The organism is Galbibacter sp., assembly GCF_048266365.1.
Taxonomy (GTDB): Bacteria; Bacteroidota; Bacteroidia; order Flavobacteriales; family Flavobacteriaceae; genus Galbibacter.
Genome location: NZ_JBLWZP010000001.1, coordinates 528,861 through 546,501, shown reverse-complemented (window position 1 = coordinate 546,501; position 17,641 = coordinate 528,861). Strand labels below are relative to the sequence as shown.

The window sequence follows — 17,641 nt, the reverse complement described above, 5'->3', positions numbered from 1 at the left end:
GCCTCGTTAAAGGGGGAATAGCTTGATACTTAATTTTATCACAGTTTCATTAGGAAGAGTGATGAATTAAAAAACTTACTAGAAACTATAAACACCAGTCTTTAATTTTGAAATCCGACAAGGGTATTCATACCAATGTTCAAGGATTGTAAGGACTTAGTGAATTAAATTATTTGAAATATCAAGCTAAATGCTTGTTAAGAAAAAAATGGAGATTGAATACAGCATTTTTTTTACTGGGAATAGTATTAATACGTTTCATAGGCTAGGTAGTTTGGATTTACATTTGTTATGGTAAACATACTGAAATTTTGTAGGACTGAACCAATTTCTGTAAATATTTTCATACAAATTTTTCGTAACCTACTTTGAGTCACCATAAAGACTGAGGAAATCCTCATTTTAAAAATTCAATTTTTTTAAAATTATACTATTGATTTGAAAATTGAAGTCATTTGAAAGGGAGCCGTCTAACAATATGTCGGTGGTTATTACATATTTATCATTTAAATTTAGGATTGCAGTGATTTTAATTTCATAAGTTCATCAAAGTTACGGGATTGTAACCTTTAGTTATAGGCAGCCCTAGTCCGGTACGTCATGAGTTCCCTGATTCTTTCTTTATTTTTCGCTTGTTTCGAATGTTCTTTTTACGCTTTTCTCTTCTCTTGCAAATCGCTTTAATCGCTCATTAAGGATCTTTGTTTTTCTTGCCGTTCCATTACCATATTTGACAGATTACCAATAAACGGAATAGCTCCGTAACGTCCTTCTATATAATCTTTCTCAAATGAGCGATCCTTACGAACCGTTTTTCCCTCTTCCTTATACTCTACCAAAGAGTACATGTCTGAAGCACCGTACCGATCCTTTTCAACAAAATAGATTTGATCTCTACGATAGTTGCCGTAGTACAATAAATTGGTGTCGTGTGTAGCAAAAATGAGCTGTGCGTTATTAGAATTAAATTGTTTAGAGTTAAAAAGCTTGGTGACAGCTAGCGTCAATAGTGGATGTAGGCTAGCATCCAATTCATCTACCACTAATACACCACCCTGATTTAAAACATCAAACACGGGTCCTGAAATATTAAAAATTTTATTGGTTCCCGAAGATTCCTGACTTCGCATATCAAATTCTACTTGCCCAATTGCTTTTCCTTGGTCATTATACTTTTTATGTATCGTTTTAATATCAATCTTAACGGTACCTTCCAGATCAGTTACCAATTGTCTCACAAGATTTTCTGACATATCCTTGGGAAGTCCTTTGGGGTCGAATGGTTTTTTATTAATTGCTATATCGTCAAAACCCAAGTCCAGTCTTTTATAAAAGTTCAGCAGCGTAGGACTGCTTTGTTTGTCTTCCAGCATACCAAAGGTGACGGCTTTAAATCCCTCATGGGCAAGCCCAGAAATGGTAATGAAGTTATTAAACCATTTCATGATTTTTTTGGCAATCCTCCCATTAAACTGATCTGATACAGCAAGAAACAGTGCATTATCCCGTGTCCGTTCTTCAAGGTTTTTTCCTTCGGGGAAACTTTTGGTTACTTCGATCCCGTCATATTCGCGAAGGAACATGGGTTTTTCTGCAATTTTTGATGCTTCAAAAAGCCATTCGGCATGCACCTTTTTATCATCTACTTCAAAACCATACCGATACCGAATATTATTAATGATAAAAATAGCCTCGAAGAGAGAGGGTGCTTTTTCGGTATCCGTATTTAACAAAAAAGGAGTAACATCCAATTCATCTGTAGAAGATTGATCGAAAGAATGTAAAACCAAACGTCTCATGGTAGACATAGCTCTGATAAAATTACTTTTACCACTGGCATTGGCTCCATAAATCACGGCTCCTTTTAATAAATCCCTACGCTCAGTAGAGAATATGTTAGTATCCACATGTTCCTTTATAGAGGTTGCAGCAAGACTCAACGTTGTTTTTGCTTTGAATGAAAGAAAATTGCTTACTGAAAATTCGAGTAACATATCTTTATGGTTATGTGAGTTTTTCTCAAAAATACAAATTTTTAATCATTAAATGATTAATTTTGAGAATATTTCTCATTTATACCATTTTTTTAGCCTCCAAATACTATTCCCCGCTATATCTCGCAATCGCTCTCGTTGGAACTAAGTCATATTATATATTAGACAATCTTCTATAAGTGGTTCTATACATCTTCTAAAGTTATTTATATGTACTTTAAGTTTTAGAGCTTCAACTTACATATCTCTATGCGACCTTCCTTGTTTACAATATTTAAAAAATATTTTACAGCCCCTTTAAAAGGCTCTTATATTTTAATCCTCAAAAACTCTTCCCATACTTGGATCCGTCTTAGTAGGCTCTCCAACCTCTACTCTTCCGGCGTATCTTCTTTTAAAAACATCAACTCCACCAACCGTTAATTCAAAATCATACCAATAAAAATTCTTACCGGTATCTAAAATAATTTCCTCTTTTTTACCACTTTTTAAAATGAGGTGTTGCACAGGTTGACCATAAGAACAATCTTTAATGGTAATCTTATGTTTTTTATTTGAATTATTAATAACCTCTACCAAAATATTCCCTGAAATTCTTTTTATCAGTTTTGTATTCTTTTCGTAATTGAAATTAATCAATATTTCAGGATCATTTTTACTTCCATTGAGTTCTCTATAAAAGCCATTCGGGCCGTAAACATTTAAATAGTAATGTCCTTGTTTAAAATTTTTAAGATTCCAATTATTCACTAATCTATCTCCGGATCTTACTGTAATTGGCCAGTTGGTTGTTAATCTTTCATCTATATTATTGGACGAATACACATTAAAAGGAGCCCCGTTAGCTTTATTTCCAAAAACATCATTAGATGCCTCAAAGAATACTTCAACGCTTGTTTTTTCCTTACAAATTCTAGCATCAACATACAATTCATACGGTAAAGCACATGAATCTTTAATCCCTGGCTCTTGCTTTGGTATAAATGAAGTACTTAAACTATTTTTTCTAGCAATAGCGATTTCACTTTTAGATAGTTCTCTGTAATTCGATGGCAATTCCTTCTCTCGTGCATGGACTACTCTACCCATAAATTCATTACGTTCTACAAAATCAGAAAATTTAAACCCTCCATCAGTAAAAGCTCTAAACGCTGAGGTTAAATCTCCGGTAATACATCTTCTCCATTCACTTATATTGGTTTCTCTTATACTTTTTCCATATTTTTTCTGAATAAAATTTTCCAACAATTGAATTGTCGATGTAATATCACATACTTCAGAATTTACCCAACCCCCTCTAGTCCATGGAGATGCTATTACCATAGGAACACGATATCCTAAACCCACTGGACTTTCTCTTGCGTTATGCTCATTGACCTTATCCTTAGCCAATTCTTCTTTAAGGGTAACGTATTCTTGTTTTAGATCTATTCCTTCTGAGGCTAATTGTTCATCTTTTGGATTCGGCGCTACAAATGGAGGAATATGATCAAAATAACCATCATTTTCATCATAGGTTAACACAAAAATGGTTTTTTTCCACACTTCAGGATCTTTAGTGAGAATATCCAACACTTCAGAAACATACCATGCTCCAAACCACGGTGCGCTTGGATGATCAGAAAACTTTTGGGGTGCTACCAACCATGAAACAGTTGGTAAATTGCCACTATTGACGTCTTTTCTAAATTCATGCAAAATATCTCCTTTTGGTATCCTCAACTTCTCTAATTTTCCATCTATCTCACAATCAACCACACTCGTTTTATGGTAATTAGGATCATTTTTATTTGTTACAAAGGCTCTTTGATGTAATTCCTTTTGGTATTTAGATAATTTTTTAAAATTCTCAGGGCTCCAACGTACACTATCGGTTTTTACTTGTGCTAGTTTTGCTTTCTTTTCACTTAGTTCATTCTGGAGTGGTTGAATTTTTGACTTGGGTGTTTTTTTGATTTTTTCTTCTAATTCTTTAATTGTAATAGGCAACTCAATAAGACTCCTTTTTAAGTAATCTTGATATCCTTTTGTATAACGCACATTAAATTGAGAATACCATTCCAAATTATTATCGGTAAAATTAGCCAAATACGACTCGTTCTCTCCTTCTAGACCGTTATAAAAACTTAATTCATTTTGATATACTTTCCATGGTATATTGTGATCTTGTAATCTTTCAGGAAAAGTTTTCCAATCGATTTCTTTATCCCAACCCACCTCAGAGTTTCTTACATGAGAAAATCCCTTCTGATCTTTATGCGTTCCCGACCAAAAAAACAATCTATTGGTGGTAGTTCCTGTAAGGGATGAACAAAAATGTTGATCGAATACTGTGAAAGCATCTGCGAAAGCATAGTAAAATGGTATATCTTGCCTATTGTAATACCCCAAGGTAAAAGGAATATCTTTATATTCTTTTCTTCCTGGTTGCTTTGCTTGTAGCCACTTATCGTATTTTCCATTATTCCTTGCATCTACTTGATTGGTCCAAGAATGAGGCAATCCTCCCATCCAAGTAGCTTTGGTTTCTTTCATGTTCAATCTAAACGGCGCATAGGTTCTTCCTTTAGCATCGCTTTGCAACCATACTGGGTTTTTATTTGGGAGTTTTATAGCACGAGGATCATTAAATCCTCTTACCCCTTTTAGTGTTCCATAGCAATGATCGAAAGAACGGTTTTCTTGCATTAAAAATACAATGTGTTCTGCATCATAAAAATCAGAGCCTATTTCAGGATCTATTTCTAATGCTCTTTTTATTGAATTTGGAAATGTTGGCAAAACGCTCATCCCTCCTGTAAACAATGTTGCCTTTTTAATAAAATCTCTTCTGGTATCCATTTTAGACGCTACTTTACAATTGAATATAATAAAAAGCGAATTCTTTATTACCTGTACTAAGCACTATAATTGCGCTGTTACTTAATAAAGAATCCGCTTTTTAACATAACTGTGTTGATTCATTTTACTTTAAAATCCACATTATTCCATTATTATCATCCACTCCACTAAACTGTCTATTGGTTGCTTCATTAACATGCTCTAAATTATACTGTACCTCATCAGATGGATACATCCACCGTACCGGTAATACATTGGATGGTTCATTCTGATTACTTTCCGGATTAATTTCAAAATACGGATATCCGGTTCTACGATTTTCAAAAAAAGCACTCAATGGTGATTGTAGGAAAGTGCTTAAATATTTTTGAGTGATAATTTGCTTAAGTCGAGTATTTGGCTCTGTACTTAACGCTACCTCAACACTTTGAATATAAGTTTGAATGTAATCGTCAGTAATATCCATGTTGTGATTATAAGTATCTACGGGAGTATTATCCCTTACATATGCCATAGCAGCTTTTATTCCTTTATTATAATGATCTTCTGACCCTGCGTCAATCCACCCTCTGATGGAGGCCTCCGCCAATATAAATTCTACCTCGGCATAACTTAAAAGATAGACCGGCTCTCCTTCAGGGGTATCCTTATACCGTAGATTAATATCGGAATAATCTTTAGATGAAGAAATAGAGCTTACTTCTGAATATTCTAATGAAGGCTCTACTCCAATGTATGCGTCAAAATCAGTTTCTGATAACCCCTCATCAATCTTTACAGGAGATGGTTCCGCATAGTAAAACAATCTATAGTCATTTAATTCTTTTAGCTTATCAATTAATACACTAGACACCATTGGATATATAACAAATTGGTTTCCTTGTTGGAAGAAAGGATACATTTGGTTTTGCTGATTTGAATATATTAAACTAAAATTGTCTTCATTACTACTAAATATAGGACGGCTATTTACAATGCTCTTAAACCTTTGTATCACGTTTATATCACTGTCTCCAGTTTTCTTATATAAGTTTATAAGTACCTTCAGTTGAAATGAATTTATCATTTTCCGCCATTTAGACACGTCTCCACCATAAATTACATCACCTTCAAACTGTACTGCATTTGCAAAAAGATTATCTGCTTTATCTAATTCATTTAAAATGCCTATAAATACTTCTTTTTGTGTATCGTAAGCAGGCTTAGTAACTCCTTCCGTTTCTCCCTTAAGCGCTTCACTATATGGAATATCACCTACTTGCATTGTTAAATTAAAGAAATAATAAGCTCTGATAAAATGCGCTAAAGCTTTATATCCATTCGCTTCTCCTGTTTCTAAATTTTGAGACAATTCGATCATTTTTTGTGCATCTGTTAAACGCGTCATATCTCCAAAACTGGCTCTATTTAAGCGATTGTATTGCGCATCCTCAGGATATTCACTCCATAAAATATATTTACTTCTCATAAATGGAAGCATAAAACTTTTTTCACTTGCGATATCATTATCTGTAATATTTAAAATGAGCTTTGTAGCTAACATTTGAGGAGTTACCGATGAAATCCCATCAGGATTTGTATTGATCTTGTCCATATCTGCACATGCACTAAAAAGTACCACCATGCTTGCAAACACAATTTTATATATCGTATTCATAATATTATTTTTTAGATTCTTTAGCTAATGTTTGTAACTTTATATTCAGTCCGATAAAACGTTGTGAAGGTGACGAAAGATCACTATCTGAGTTCCAATCTGGATCGGCAAACTCAAATTCCTTTGTAACGAGAAAAACGTTTTGTGCAGTTAAAGCAATGGTTGCATTAGCTACGCCTATTTTTTCACTTACATCTCTCGGGAGTGTATATCCAAAGGATAACTCTCTCAATTTGGCAAAGGTTGCGTCTTTAGCACCCAGGCTCCCATCTCCATATCTCCTTGCATAAGTTTCATAGGATACCGGAGTATCATTGGTTGCAAACTCTCTGGTGTCTTCAATTATTTGTCCATATTGATCATAACTTACATTTCCTGAAACCACTTTCACTCCATTTCCAACAAAAGATTCATTACCGTTAACAACCTCATCGTATCTCCATTGGTTATCGCTATCAGGATGAGAACCGGTATCCCACATTTTATATGAAGTATAATTATATAATGTTCCTCCAACACGGCCATCAAAACTTATATATAAGCTAAAGTCTTTATAATTAAATGTATTTGTAAATCCCCATAAGAAATCAGGATCACTATAATCCAAAAACCTAGTGTAATTGCTTCTCATTGGTAAGCCTCCTTCTGTATAGACTACATTCCCACTCGGATCCCTTTCCCAATCTCGAATTGTATAATTATCTATTCTGCCTCCTTCTTTTACCCATAAATTATCCGATGAATAAACCGGGTCTAAGTCTTTATAATAAGCATGTGTTTTTGACCAGTTAAGCGACACATCCCAATTAAAATTTTCGGACTTAATAACGCTCGCATTTAATGTTAACTCCAAACCTCTTCGTTCTATCGTTTCATCTATATTAATTAATGTTTGGCTAAAACCGGATGAAGCCGGTATAGAAGTAGATACTTGACGATTATAGGTATAGATATTATAATATGCCATATCCAACATAATCCTATTTTTAAACATATACGCAGCGGTACCAAATTCCCACGTTCTACTAGTTTCTGGTTCTACAACGGAAGTTTTTATCGTAGATGGATATGCAGCGGTGTTATAACCATCCCAAACACCTAAATTCACAGAATAATTCACATTAGTATCATAAACTCCCAAATCTTTTTTAGATACAGTCCAAGAACCTCTTATTTTCCATAAATCCAACCACGATGGTTTTACTCCCAATTCTGTTAGCAGTAAACTTCCAGCTACTGATGGATAAAAATATGATCTAGATGAAGATGGTAGTGTTGAACTCCAGTCATTTCTTCCCGTTAGATCAACAAAGAAGGTGTCTGCATAGGCAAATGATGCTAGTCCTAAAAAGCTATTAACCTCCTTTCTATAAGTCGAAGTCGCTACATCGGGGCGCTCTACTGAATTATTTAAAGAATAAATACCGGGGACCACAAGCCCATTACGAGTAGAGGCCATATTATACTGATCTTCATACTTATATATTGAAACACCGGTAGTTAGGTCGATATCAAGATTTTTAATCAAATTTTGTTTGTTGTAGTTAAATAACATATCTGAATTTAAGCTGTATCCTCTATATTGTTCCTGCTTATATAAACCGTTTACATACCATCCCCTAGTTGAATTAATACCTGAGGGGTTTTGAGTATTAGATTCATTAGAATAAAAATCGTAACCAATTCTACCTGTCAGTTTGGCTCCCTTAAAAAGCTTGTAATCGGCTGTAATATTCACATTAGTAATATTCTGCTCATCACTTTTAAGTTTTTCATAAGCAATTAAATATGGGTTATCATACCATGCACTATAATGCCAGTTTTGTTGTTCGTTGGGTACTACCCAATAATCCCTGTATTTCGATAAATCATACTCAGATCCTGTCCACATTAATATTTGGTACATATAGCCCTGGGACCCATATCCTGCACCAGTTGTTTGTGGTGTCATACTTCTATTATAACCAAGATTAGCTTTTATATCAAAGTTATCACTAAGCTGGAGTGTTCCAGAAACATTAAAATTGAATCTATTTAGTTTTAAATTTGGATATTGACCTTTATTTAAAACATGTGTAAATGAAGTCCTGAATGAACCCATATCTCCTGTCCGTGCAAAACTTATATTATTGTTCACGATAAAACCAGGTTGTAAGAAATTATTGAAATTATCTTTCCCCCGAGATGTAAGTGGCATATTTTCATATTGCTTAGTTTCTGGATTCCACTGTTCTGCCATTATCCCCATGTCCAATTTCTGACCCCATACATAATCCGTTGCGCTGTATGTACCTCCTAAACCTGCACTGTACGAAGACTGCACCTTCGGCAATGCCAAATACCCGGCAAAGAACATATTATTACTGTTGACACTGAGTCCGTTACCGCCATTCTTAGTCGTAATAATAACGGAACCTCCACTACCTCTAGCTCCGTATAATGCTGAAGCTGTAGCACCTTTTAGTACACTTATTTCTTTAATATCGTCTGATGCAACATCAGATAACTCCATATTTCCATAGGGAACACCATCTATCACCAATAATGGATTGGAACTTCCTCCACGTAATCTTATATCTGGAGATTCGTTAAATTCTGTACTATTTTGAATCCACAAACCTGCTACCTTTCCAGTTAAAGAAGTAGCTACATCGACACCCTTTACTGTCTGTACTTGATCACCTCCTATTTTTTGAACTGAATATCCCAGCGACTTTTCTTCCCGTTTAATACCCAGTGCAGTTACTACAACTTCATCAAGTTGTTGTGTATCCTCTTCTAAAGCAACATTTATTTGCCTTCTAATATTGACTTGTTCTTCGACAGTTCTAAACCCTAAATAACTAAATACGAGAATGTCATCGGAACTATTTACTGATATTTCATAATTACCATCAAAATCTGATGTTACTCCCATATCCCCACCCTTAAGCTGTATGGTTACACCAGGTAGCCCTAAGCCATCTGCTGATGAGGTAATTTTACCCTTTATTAAAATTGGATCTTGTTTAGTGCTTTCTTTAAGTCCTACATTAATTACATTATTTATTTGTTTAAAACTTAAACCTAATTGATTAGACACCTCCGCGAGCAACTTTTTGATTGTCACGTTTTTAGTATTCACATGAACCGTTTGTTGTTCATTCACCAATACTTTATCGTAAAAAAAATTAACTGCCACGTTATCTTCAACAATTTTAAAAATATCACCAAGATTATAAACCTCTTTTTTTAGGGTTATTTTATATTGAGCTAGATCAATATTGTTTTGATTTTTTGGCGTAAATGCCATAATTCCCATGGAGAAAAAACAAGTGAATAAAAAGCATAGTGTATACCTTTTACATAGATACCTCCTGTTAGTTTTAAGTTGCTTCATAATTTAAACTAGTTAATTGTTAATGTATATGGTTATTTGATTGTTATTCATTGTATATTTCACCTTTCTAGCAAATTCAAGACTTTCCATCACATTCTTTATGTTTTGCTTTTTAAACATCCCATTTATCTTCCAATCTTCTTTAGTATCTCCAACCACACTTACATCCACATTATACCATCGCTCTATTTTTGTTATAAACTCCATCAACCCGCTATCTCTAAATACTAGCACTCCATCTTTCCAACCGAAATAATCAATTTTGTCATAGCCGCTTATGACAGCTTTATCCAAATCTTTATTTATTGTAATTTTCTCCTCTGGATGTATAAGGAAATCATTTCTTCCGTTAATCTCTACAGGAGTCTCTACTGCTACCGAACCACTTTCAAGTGCAACAACCAGGGATTCCATTTCAGGGTAGAAACCCACATTGAAGGTTGTTCCATAAACCACAGTTTTAATCTTATTTGTAGTTACTATAAATTTTTTATTGGGATTATGGGATACATCGAAATATGCCTCCCCCTCTAGGATTACATTTCTACTTGTTGAATTAAAAACCGAGGGATATACTAGTTTACTTGCAGCATTTAAAATAACTTTTGTACTGTCAGGAAGTACAACAGTTTTATGTTCTCCTCTATTGGTTGTCACCTCGATATTTGATACAAGGCTATTCTCTTTTATAGAAACCAAACTGTCGTTACCACTTTTTAAAAGTGGATAGGTTATCAAAATAATTGCGAAAAGTGCTGCTGTACTTGCAGCCCAGAAGATTGTTTTATGAAACCGATTTCTACTTGGTTTAGGGTCACCTTCCTGATAATTATCACTTTTAGTAGCTTTTAGTATATTTTTTAAAAGCTCATCCTTTTTTGTAGAAGATAATTTTGCAGTGTTAAAGGTAGATCGCTCTACGATAGCTCTTGCTCTAGATATAGTTTCTTTATCACTTGGGTAAGTCTCTATCCATTTTGTCCAGAATACAGTTCCAGAAATTGTAGGATGATTGACCCATTTTACAAAATGTTCATTTTTTAAAAAAAAATCGATATCATGCTTTTTGTCTTCCAAAGTTTCCTGTCATTTATTACTAGACAACAAAACTTCTATAATGACATCACTTTTTTGAAACTTTCTTTTTCAGCAGCTTAATTGTTTTATATACCATATTTCGAGCAGACTTAATATTGCTATAGCCCAAAAGCTCTTTTATTTCATCATAACTCATTCCCAGATAAAAATAATAATATATAATTTCTCGATGTTTTTTACTCAAAGACTGTAAAGCAGCATCGATTCTTGTAATATCCTGTATTATTTGTTCATTCATCATTAGAGCTTCATCTACGGGAGGTATCATCTCAAAGTCAAAACCCTCCCAGAGATTGGTTTGTGTTATCGGTTTTCTCTTCTTTTTATAATTGAATATCCTTCTTTTAAGACATTGAAATAAAAATAAACGAATTGAATTGGTAATATTTGGTAATCCTGATCTCTTCTCTCTTAGCTGAATAAACAGATCTTGAATTAAATCTTCTACTAATTCTTTATTACAATATTGCATTCCAAAAGAATAAAGGTCATCAATATGAGCCTCATATATAATAATGAAAGCCTCCTCATCTCCCTTTTTAAAAGCTTTCCATAGTTTTTTGTCAGGTGAAAAAGACGTGAGATTACTGCCTATATTAACATTCTTTCGTTTTGAAAGCGCATCTTGGTCAACTAGCTTAAGTTTATATGCATTCGAATTATGCATTCTTTTAGTTGCTTAATAATGTTTTATATGTTAACAAATATATAAAAATTAAAAAGCACAATGAAAATAAATTATTTATTAATCCTTTCGAAATATAGAAACTAAACCATAACACTCCTAATACATAACCATAAGAATCATTTAACATTGTATAAATAATTTTCTTATATCAATTTAAAATTAAGATTTAATGCCAGCTATTTTAGTGTCCCAACAAATGTAGCAAGATCAATGGAGCAAGTTAATCCGTTATATTCACTGGTGGCATGGATACCATGTTTATGTACTTAGTGCTATTCATTTTTATGTATTTTACCATCGATTTTATCAATATCATTCTTTAATTCATTAGAGAAATTAGGCCAATTAAAATAATTAGTTCTTAAGTTAGAAACTTCCCATTGTTTGTCTAAATATTCTCTAAAAATTGCGGCTCTCTCTAACCTACTCTTTATTTGCATGATATTTTGAATTTTATTTCTATCATCAGAGTCAAAAATTGGAGTGTCAACAACCATAGCATCAACATAAGTAAAAGTATTTGATAGAAATCTCAAATGATAAATAGCTAAGTTAGTTGCTCGGATATTTAATTCATTATTTTGAATTGATAATTTATCACCTTTTTGAGAGGTCTCAAAAAGATTTTTAGAATAAGCAAAATTTAAAAGGCTATCAATCTGATTTGGATTAAAACCTACACCTTGCATATAGCTAAAAACTTCTTTAATAGTGACAAATCCATTATTTCGTGAGTTTTTAGAATAATCATCTAATAATGAAATCAACGCTAAAGTAATGAAATGCTCATTAGGGTTGTGGTACCTAACTTCGAATAGGTTTACAATTTCTGAATTTGATGATGAATAGTGAATGTTGTCACTAAAAATTACAGACCTTAATAATTCATGAACTGGCACAGTATAATACCCTGTTTTAGTACAGATATCATAGATTTTTTCCATATCAACATGTCCACTTCCAAAAAACTTTTTCACTAACTCAATAGCTTTTCTAATGTTTTCATTAGAAACATTATTTAAAAATGTTAACAACCCATTGTTTTTATGAAGAGAGTCTTCAAACATTCCAATTAATACATGTAGTTTTGAAAAACTAGTGGATGTATCCAGTTTACTTAAGGCTATGTCCCCACTCGTAATTCTCAACGCAAACTCAAGCCTTCTTTGTATAACTTCATCTAATCGCGGAGGGGGAATTGTAAATGCTTTTGTGTGGTAACCACTTAAGGCGCCAGATTCTTTTTTTGTTCGATGATATGTCTCTGGCCGTATTGATATAAAAACTATCATAGGCCAATCAGAAGCAAACTCTTGTGAAACTAAAAAAGCTGTTTCTTGATCTTGGTCTGATCTTTGGTCGCAATTATCAATAAATACTATAACTTGTTTCTTATGGTTTTTACAGATGTGTAATAATGCTTGTTTTAGATGTTCAATTTCATTTTCAATTTTATTTGATAAAAATTCAATTTCTTTTTCAATTGCTTTATCGGGATTAACTTCATAGAGTCTTTTTACTTTTACACTTTTTTTAAAATTCTCTAAATCAACATGATAACAATGCCGAACAAAGTCATCTTCTTCAATATTAATTCCATAATCACTCAATAGTTGACCTTTTAACACATCGATAATTGCTATTCTTACATCCAATGTCACGATAGCTCTAGAACCTAAATCGACTTTAAAGCTTAATGCTTTTTCAAAAACTTTTGGAGCTTCTACTAAACGTAAATAATCAATAAAAGTTGATTTTCCTACTCCTACATCTCCAACCAATAGTACAGGTCGTTTACTTAGACTATTAGCAAATAATTCTATTAAATCTTGAGAGACTCCTTTTTTTGAAGCGACTTGTTGAAGTGTAGCTTTTCTATCACCAACCTCGAATAGAAAGTTATATCTAGTTGATAAAATTGCCTTACTCACAAGCGAATAACTTGACAATGCACCACTTTTACAATAACAATTTTCTAGAAAATCTTTTTCTAGTCCTTCTTCTCTTATTACATCTTCAAAAACTAAATCACTTATTATTTCTAATTCTGTTTGAAAAGGATTTCGATTTTTAATTCCTGGATAACCATAGATTGTAGAAGATAATTTTGGTGGTAATTCTTGCTCAGTATTACCAATTAACTTTTTAATTAGATACTCCTCTTCGAATCCAGGTTTTGATAAACAATTCCAAAACTCTTTAAATTCTGTTATCGCTGTACTTAATGAAGGTATTACAAAAGCATTACCCTCCAAAGATGGAATTGAATCCGTTCGGTTTGCAATAAAAGCAATAAATTGCCAACCATTAGATACAATTGCAATAGGGATTGATCTATCTTGACAATAACCTTTAACTTGATCAATAGCAGCTTTAATATTCGAATTATCCTTATATATACTTTTTATTGGTTGATATAGATTTTGTTTCCCAGCTGGAAGTTCAAAATAATTGCCTGTTTTTTTTGCTTCAAGTACACAAACTGAGCGAAATAAACTTAGTGTGTAGTCGCTATATTTTCCTTGATAACTATCTTCGCATGAGATATTATTAGTTCCCCAAGCTAAACATTCGGTTAAAATTGAATCAATTAATTTAAATCTAGTATTTGCTTCGTTGAGTAAAGGTTTATCTATATTCAAGAATTCAGAATTCAATTCCTCTAACTTTTTTCTGCAAATTTCGTATTTACTCATAATATTATTTCAGCATTAAGTTCAACGTTTATATAAATAGTCCCTATATAATAATCCATAAAAATGGATTTAATTAAATCTCTGACATTCCAAGGTTCCCAATCAAACTCACGTTGAAAATCCGGAATAACAAACTGTCCTCTTTTTATTTCCCCATTAATTTCCTTAAATGAATTTTTTCTGGTTTTTGAACATTTTTCATGTACTTGTGTTATATATAATCTATTAAATTAACTTTTACCCTATTACCTTAAATATTCACCTGATTATGGCTATATCTAATAATTTATACATTCAATAATTAAACTATTCTAATCCTAATTTTTTCTTCTCATTAAACAATTTATCTAAAGCCACTTGCACGGGTATAGTCAATTTCTTTATGCTTTCTCTATAATTGTTTGATTCGTTGGTGAATTGCTTAGCAATTCTGCTCAAGGCATGATATCGATGTGTTGCCAAATCCTTTTGACTTTCTTTAATGTAGGTCCATAGGTCTACCTCATTTACCACCCTTTCTCTTTCTGCTTTGCGTATCATATCTATTAACTTATCTTTTATGATTCCTCTTTCTGAAAAGAATTGTACAAGTTTAATGCCTTCTACGTGTGAATGCCCCCTTTCCTGTATAGATTCAACCTCTGCTTTTAAGGTTTTATACTGCTCTTCCGCTTCTAAATAAGTGAATTCTTTAACCGATGGCCAAAAGGTTCTTTTTACCCATGAATCTCTTTTAAATTTTCGTTGGTGTTCATAATACTTTCTATCAATCTCTAAAGTTCCTATTTGTTTCATGGCTAGGATTGTCGAAACATGAAAAGCAAAAATTGATTTATTATCCGCCAATAATTGATTTGTCCGTTTATGTATTTCTCCTTTGTGCGTTTTCATCCGACTATTTAGCGCTCTTTGTTCATTATATTTAAAATTATCAAGATTGTTTGTCAATGCCCATGAAGCATTCTTATACTTACTATTAAATTGATGAGTTTTTACTTTATATGTTTTTAAAGCTTCGTTAAATGGTTTGTTTTTAACTCGGTCTGATCCCTTTCTTCCTAAAATAGCTCCTGTTAAACTTCCTATTACTCCACCTATTACAGTACCGGGGCCTGGAACAATAGAACCAATTATAGCACCTACGGCACCTCCACTCGCTGCTCCAAAGCCCGAGCCGATTACATCTAACCCGATATTTTTTGCAGCATTGACAATTGTTGTCTCACCTTTGCGAATTATTTTAAACTCTCTTATTGAAGAACAACTAGCGGTAATTATTGGAACATATGTGTCAAAAAGGTTTGACATAGATCCCGTTAAAAAACCTGTAGCTTCTGCGGTCTGCTCCATAATATCTGAGCCTACCATATCATGATCCACAATAATAGTTTCTGAAGCTCCTTCGTTAAAGGCTTCGATCATCTTTTCAATACCATCCTCGCCCCCTATGTGTATAGCATTTTCGGGAATATTGGTTGCATCGCCCGGTATGATAACAGGAATATCAGGGTATTTATCAAAATGTTCTGATAGCTGACTGGCATCACTTACCGTTTTTATATTAACCTCATGTCCTTCAATCAATAAATCCCAACCGCTTTGATTGGAAACTTCTGGCCACGCAACATCTAAACCATTTTCTAGTAAGTTTTCTGCTGCTACACTTTCGCCTATATGCCCACCTATTTTACTAATCCCTTCAGAAGAAAAACCACTCCAAAAATTGTGATCATAGGTCTGAACTTTGCTACTTAAATCTGCCAGATTATTTAGGTTTTCACCCGAAAGCCTAGACATACCTTCATAAACATGTTGGTCTACGGCTAAGTAAGAAGTTAATATACTGGCTCCCGTAAAAAAAGCTGCTTCCGCGCCTGCAATAATAGCAGAAGGGTCCTTTTTATACTGTTGATCTACTTTGTTTAGTTCTCGTTCTATCTTTTCATTAAAAGCATTATCGCCACTTATGTCGTAGCTTGTTTCCTTGATAAGTTTTGCCAATTCTTTCCGATACCCTAACATTAAACTGTCTAATTTATATGCTTCCGGTTTTAGTTTCTCTACATTTTGTAAAACCTCTTGCTTATGTTTTTTATACAGTAAAAAACGATAAGGCAAGAGATAGTCTGAAATGTTAGGTATGATTCTCATAATTACACTGTTATACTTTTTATTCTTAGCAAGCTTCTATTTGCCTTAACAACAAAACTTTATGTTTTTCAATTGAGTTTGATCATTGTAGAAATTTAAAATGGTAAATCATCATGGTTTTCTATTTTCTCATTAGGTTCTGGAGGTTTTGGTAATTTATATTTATAGAATGAATTTAAAAATAGACCTACTGTTGTAACACTATTAACAATAAAGTACGTGTATATAGAATCTTCGATTACAATATCTCCTTCCGTTTTACCGTGAAATATTGTTTTATCACTTCGTAATTGTTCAATATTCTGATTTAATTTTAATAAAGCACTACCAATAGCTTTAATTTCTTTCGGCATATCTCCATTTGGAAAAAGGGAAAATTCTTTTAGTATTTCCTGAGTTAATTTATACAATGTTTCTTTTCTAGTGGTTTTATATGTAACTCTCTCATCTTTTAAAATTTCGCATATAATACTTTCTAATGCAGAATTAGCTAATCCCACAGCTATATCCGGATGTGATTCTATTTGCTGAAAAGCTTTCTCAAAAGTAGCACTTGCTGTTTTGTAGCTTGATTTAAGTTCATTTTTAAAGGTAGGAATACTTGGTATAAAATTTGGAGTTTCAATTCCCATATCAATTGCAATCTTTAATAAATCTTCGCCTTCCATTTTATGCAATGTGGTTAACAAGTCAATGTTCTCTGTTCCATCTTTAAAATATATGATGAAATTCTCCCATGCATTGTTCCAACTCCCTTCTTCTTGATGCCATTTTTCAATATAGAGTTTCACATACTTATACGTTTTATATTCTTCGTAAATCGCTTCATTAACTTTGTGAGTTAATTCCATTCTATATTTAGGTGAGATCTCCATGAAATAATTTTAAATTATGTTTCTACAGCTGTAGAAGTACTAACTAGCGTCAACATTTAATTGTTTTACTGCATTTGTTTCTTTCATGACTGCGTATATAACAGTTGAAAGTTGATCTCTAATTGAATAACTTCAGCTAGGCCGGTTTCAAGTTTTTGTATAGTCATTTAGTTCAGGTTTAGCGTAATAAATTCTATTATCCAGTTTTATATAATCACATCTGTGCCTTTTTTCAATTTCTTGCTACATATCAAAATAATTC

At 32.9% G+C, this 17,641-nt stretch carries 10 protein-coding genes; all 10 read right to left on the bottom strand.

The features are described from left to right. Positions 1 to 680 precede the first annotated feature (680 nt). A complete protein-coding gene (locus ACN0TV_RS02350; RefSeq protein WP_417359723.1) occupies positions 681 to 1,994 on the bottom strand; it encodes an AAA family ATPase in 1,314 nt (437 codons plus the stop codon). Positions 1,995 to 2,309: 315 nt separating this feature from the next. Continuing rightward, positions 2,310 to 4,835, bottom strand: coding sequence for a phosphocholine-specific phospholipase C (locus ACN0TV_RS02345; RefSeq protein ID WP_417359721.1), 2,526 nt, complete (start codon positions 4,833 to 4,835; stop codon positions 2,310 to 2,312). Positions 4,836 to 4,959: 124 nt separating this feature from the next. Then, positions 4,960 to 6,492, bottom strand: coding sequence for a SusD/RagB family nutrient-binding outer membrane lipoprotein (locus ACN0TV_RS02340; RefSeq protein ID WP_417359719.1), 1,533 nt, complete (start codon positions 6,490 to 6,492; stop codon positions 4,960 to 4,962). 4 nt (positions 6,493 to 6,496) lie between these two features. Then, positions 6,497 to 9,871, bottom strand: a complete 3,375-nt coding sequence (locus ACN0TV_RS02335; RefSeq protein ID WP_417359717.1) for a SusC/RagA family TonB-linked outer membrane protein — start codon at positions 9,869 to 9,871, stop codon at positions 6,497 to 6,499. A gap of 12 nt (positions 9,872 to 9,883) precedes the next feature. After that, positions 9,884 to 10,948, bottom strand: coding sequence for a FecR family protein (locus ACN0TV_RS02330; protein WP_417359715.1), 1,065 nt, complete (start codon positions 10,946 to 10,948; stop codon positions 9,884 to 9,886). A 46-nt stretch (positions 10,949 to 10,994) separates the two neighbouring features. After that, the gene (locus ACN0TV_RS02325) at positions 10,995 to 11,636 is read right to left on the bottom strand and encodes an RNA polymerase sigma factor (RefSeq protein WP_417359714.1); all 642 of its coding nucleotides are present in this window, start codon (positions 11,634 to 11,636) and stop codon (positions 10,995 to 10,997) included. Between the two features lie 293 nt (positions 11,637 to 11,929). Continuing rightward, positions 11,930 to 14,353, bottom strand: a complete 2,424-nt coding sequence (locus tag ACN0TV_RS02320; protein WP_417359712.1) for a hypothetical protein — start codon at positions 14,351 to 14,353, stop codon at positions 11,930 to 11,932. Further along, positions 14,350 to 14,514: a DUF262 domain-containing protein gene (locus tag ACN0TV_RS02315; RefSeq protein WP_417359944.1), complete on the bottom strand. Its 165-nt coding sequence runs from the start codon at positions 14,512 to 14,514 to the stop codon at positions 14,350 to 14,352. Before ACN0TV_RS02315 ends, ACN0TV_RS02320 begins: the two co-directional genes overlap by 4 nt. Before the next feature lie 145 nt (positions 14,515 to 14,659). Next, on the bottom strand, positions 14,660 to 16,504 hold the full coding sequence (locus tag ACN0TV_RS02310; protein WP_417359710.1) for a hypothetical protein: 1,845 nt from the start codon (positions 16,502 to 16,504) through the stop codon (positions 14,660 to 14,662). Between the two features lie 95 nt (positions 16,505 to 16,599). Then, positions 16,600 to 17,379, bottom strand: a complete 780-nt coding sequence (locus ACN0TV_RS02305; RefSeq protein WP_417359708.1) for an abortive infection family protein — start codon at positions 17,377 to 17,379, stop codon at positions 16,600 to 16,602. Positions 17,380 to 17,641: the final 262 nt, after the last annotated feature.

Coding starts and splice junctions, on each gene's coding strand:
- ACN0TV_RS02335 (WP_417359717.1), bottom strand. CDS start 9,871: ATGAAGCAACTTAAAACTAACAGGAGGTATCTATGTAAAAGGTATACA.
- ACN0TV_RS02310 (WP_417359710.1), bottom strand. CDS start 16,504: ATGAGAATCATACCTAACATTTCAGACTATCTCTTGCCTTATCGTTTT.
- ACN0TV_RS02320 (WP_417359712.1), bottom strand. CDS start 14,353: ATGAGTAAATACGAAATTTGCAGAAAAAAGTTAGAGGAATTGAATTCT.
- ACN0TV_RS02305 (WP_417359708.1), bottom strand. CDS start 17,379: ATGGAGATCTCACCTAAATATAGAATGGAATTAACTCACAAAGTTAAT.
- ACN0TV_RS02350 (WP_417359723.1), bottom strand. CDS start 1,994: ATGTTACTCGAATTTTCAGTAAGCAATTTTCTTTCATTCAAAGCAAAA.
- ACN0TV_RS02340 (WP_417359719.1), bottom strand. CDS start 6,492: ATGAATACGATATATAAAATTGTGTTTGCAAGCATGGTGGTACTTTTT.
- ACN0TV_RS02325 (WP_417359714.1), bottom strand. CDS start 11,636: ATGCATAATTCGAATGCATATAAACTTAAGCTAGTTGACCAAGATGCG.
- ACN0TV_RS02345 (WP_417359721.1), bottom strand. CDS start 4,835: ATGGATACCAGAAGAGATTTTATTAAAAAGGCAACATTGTTTACAGGA.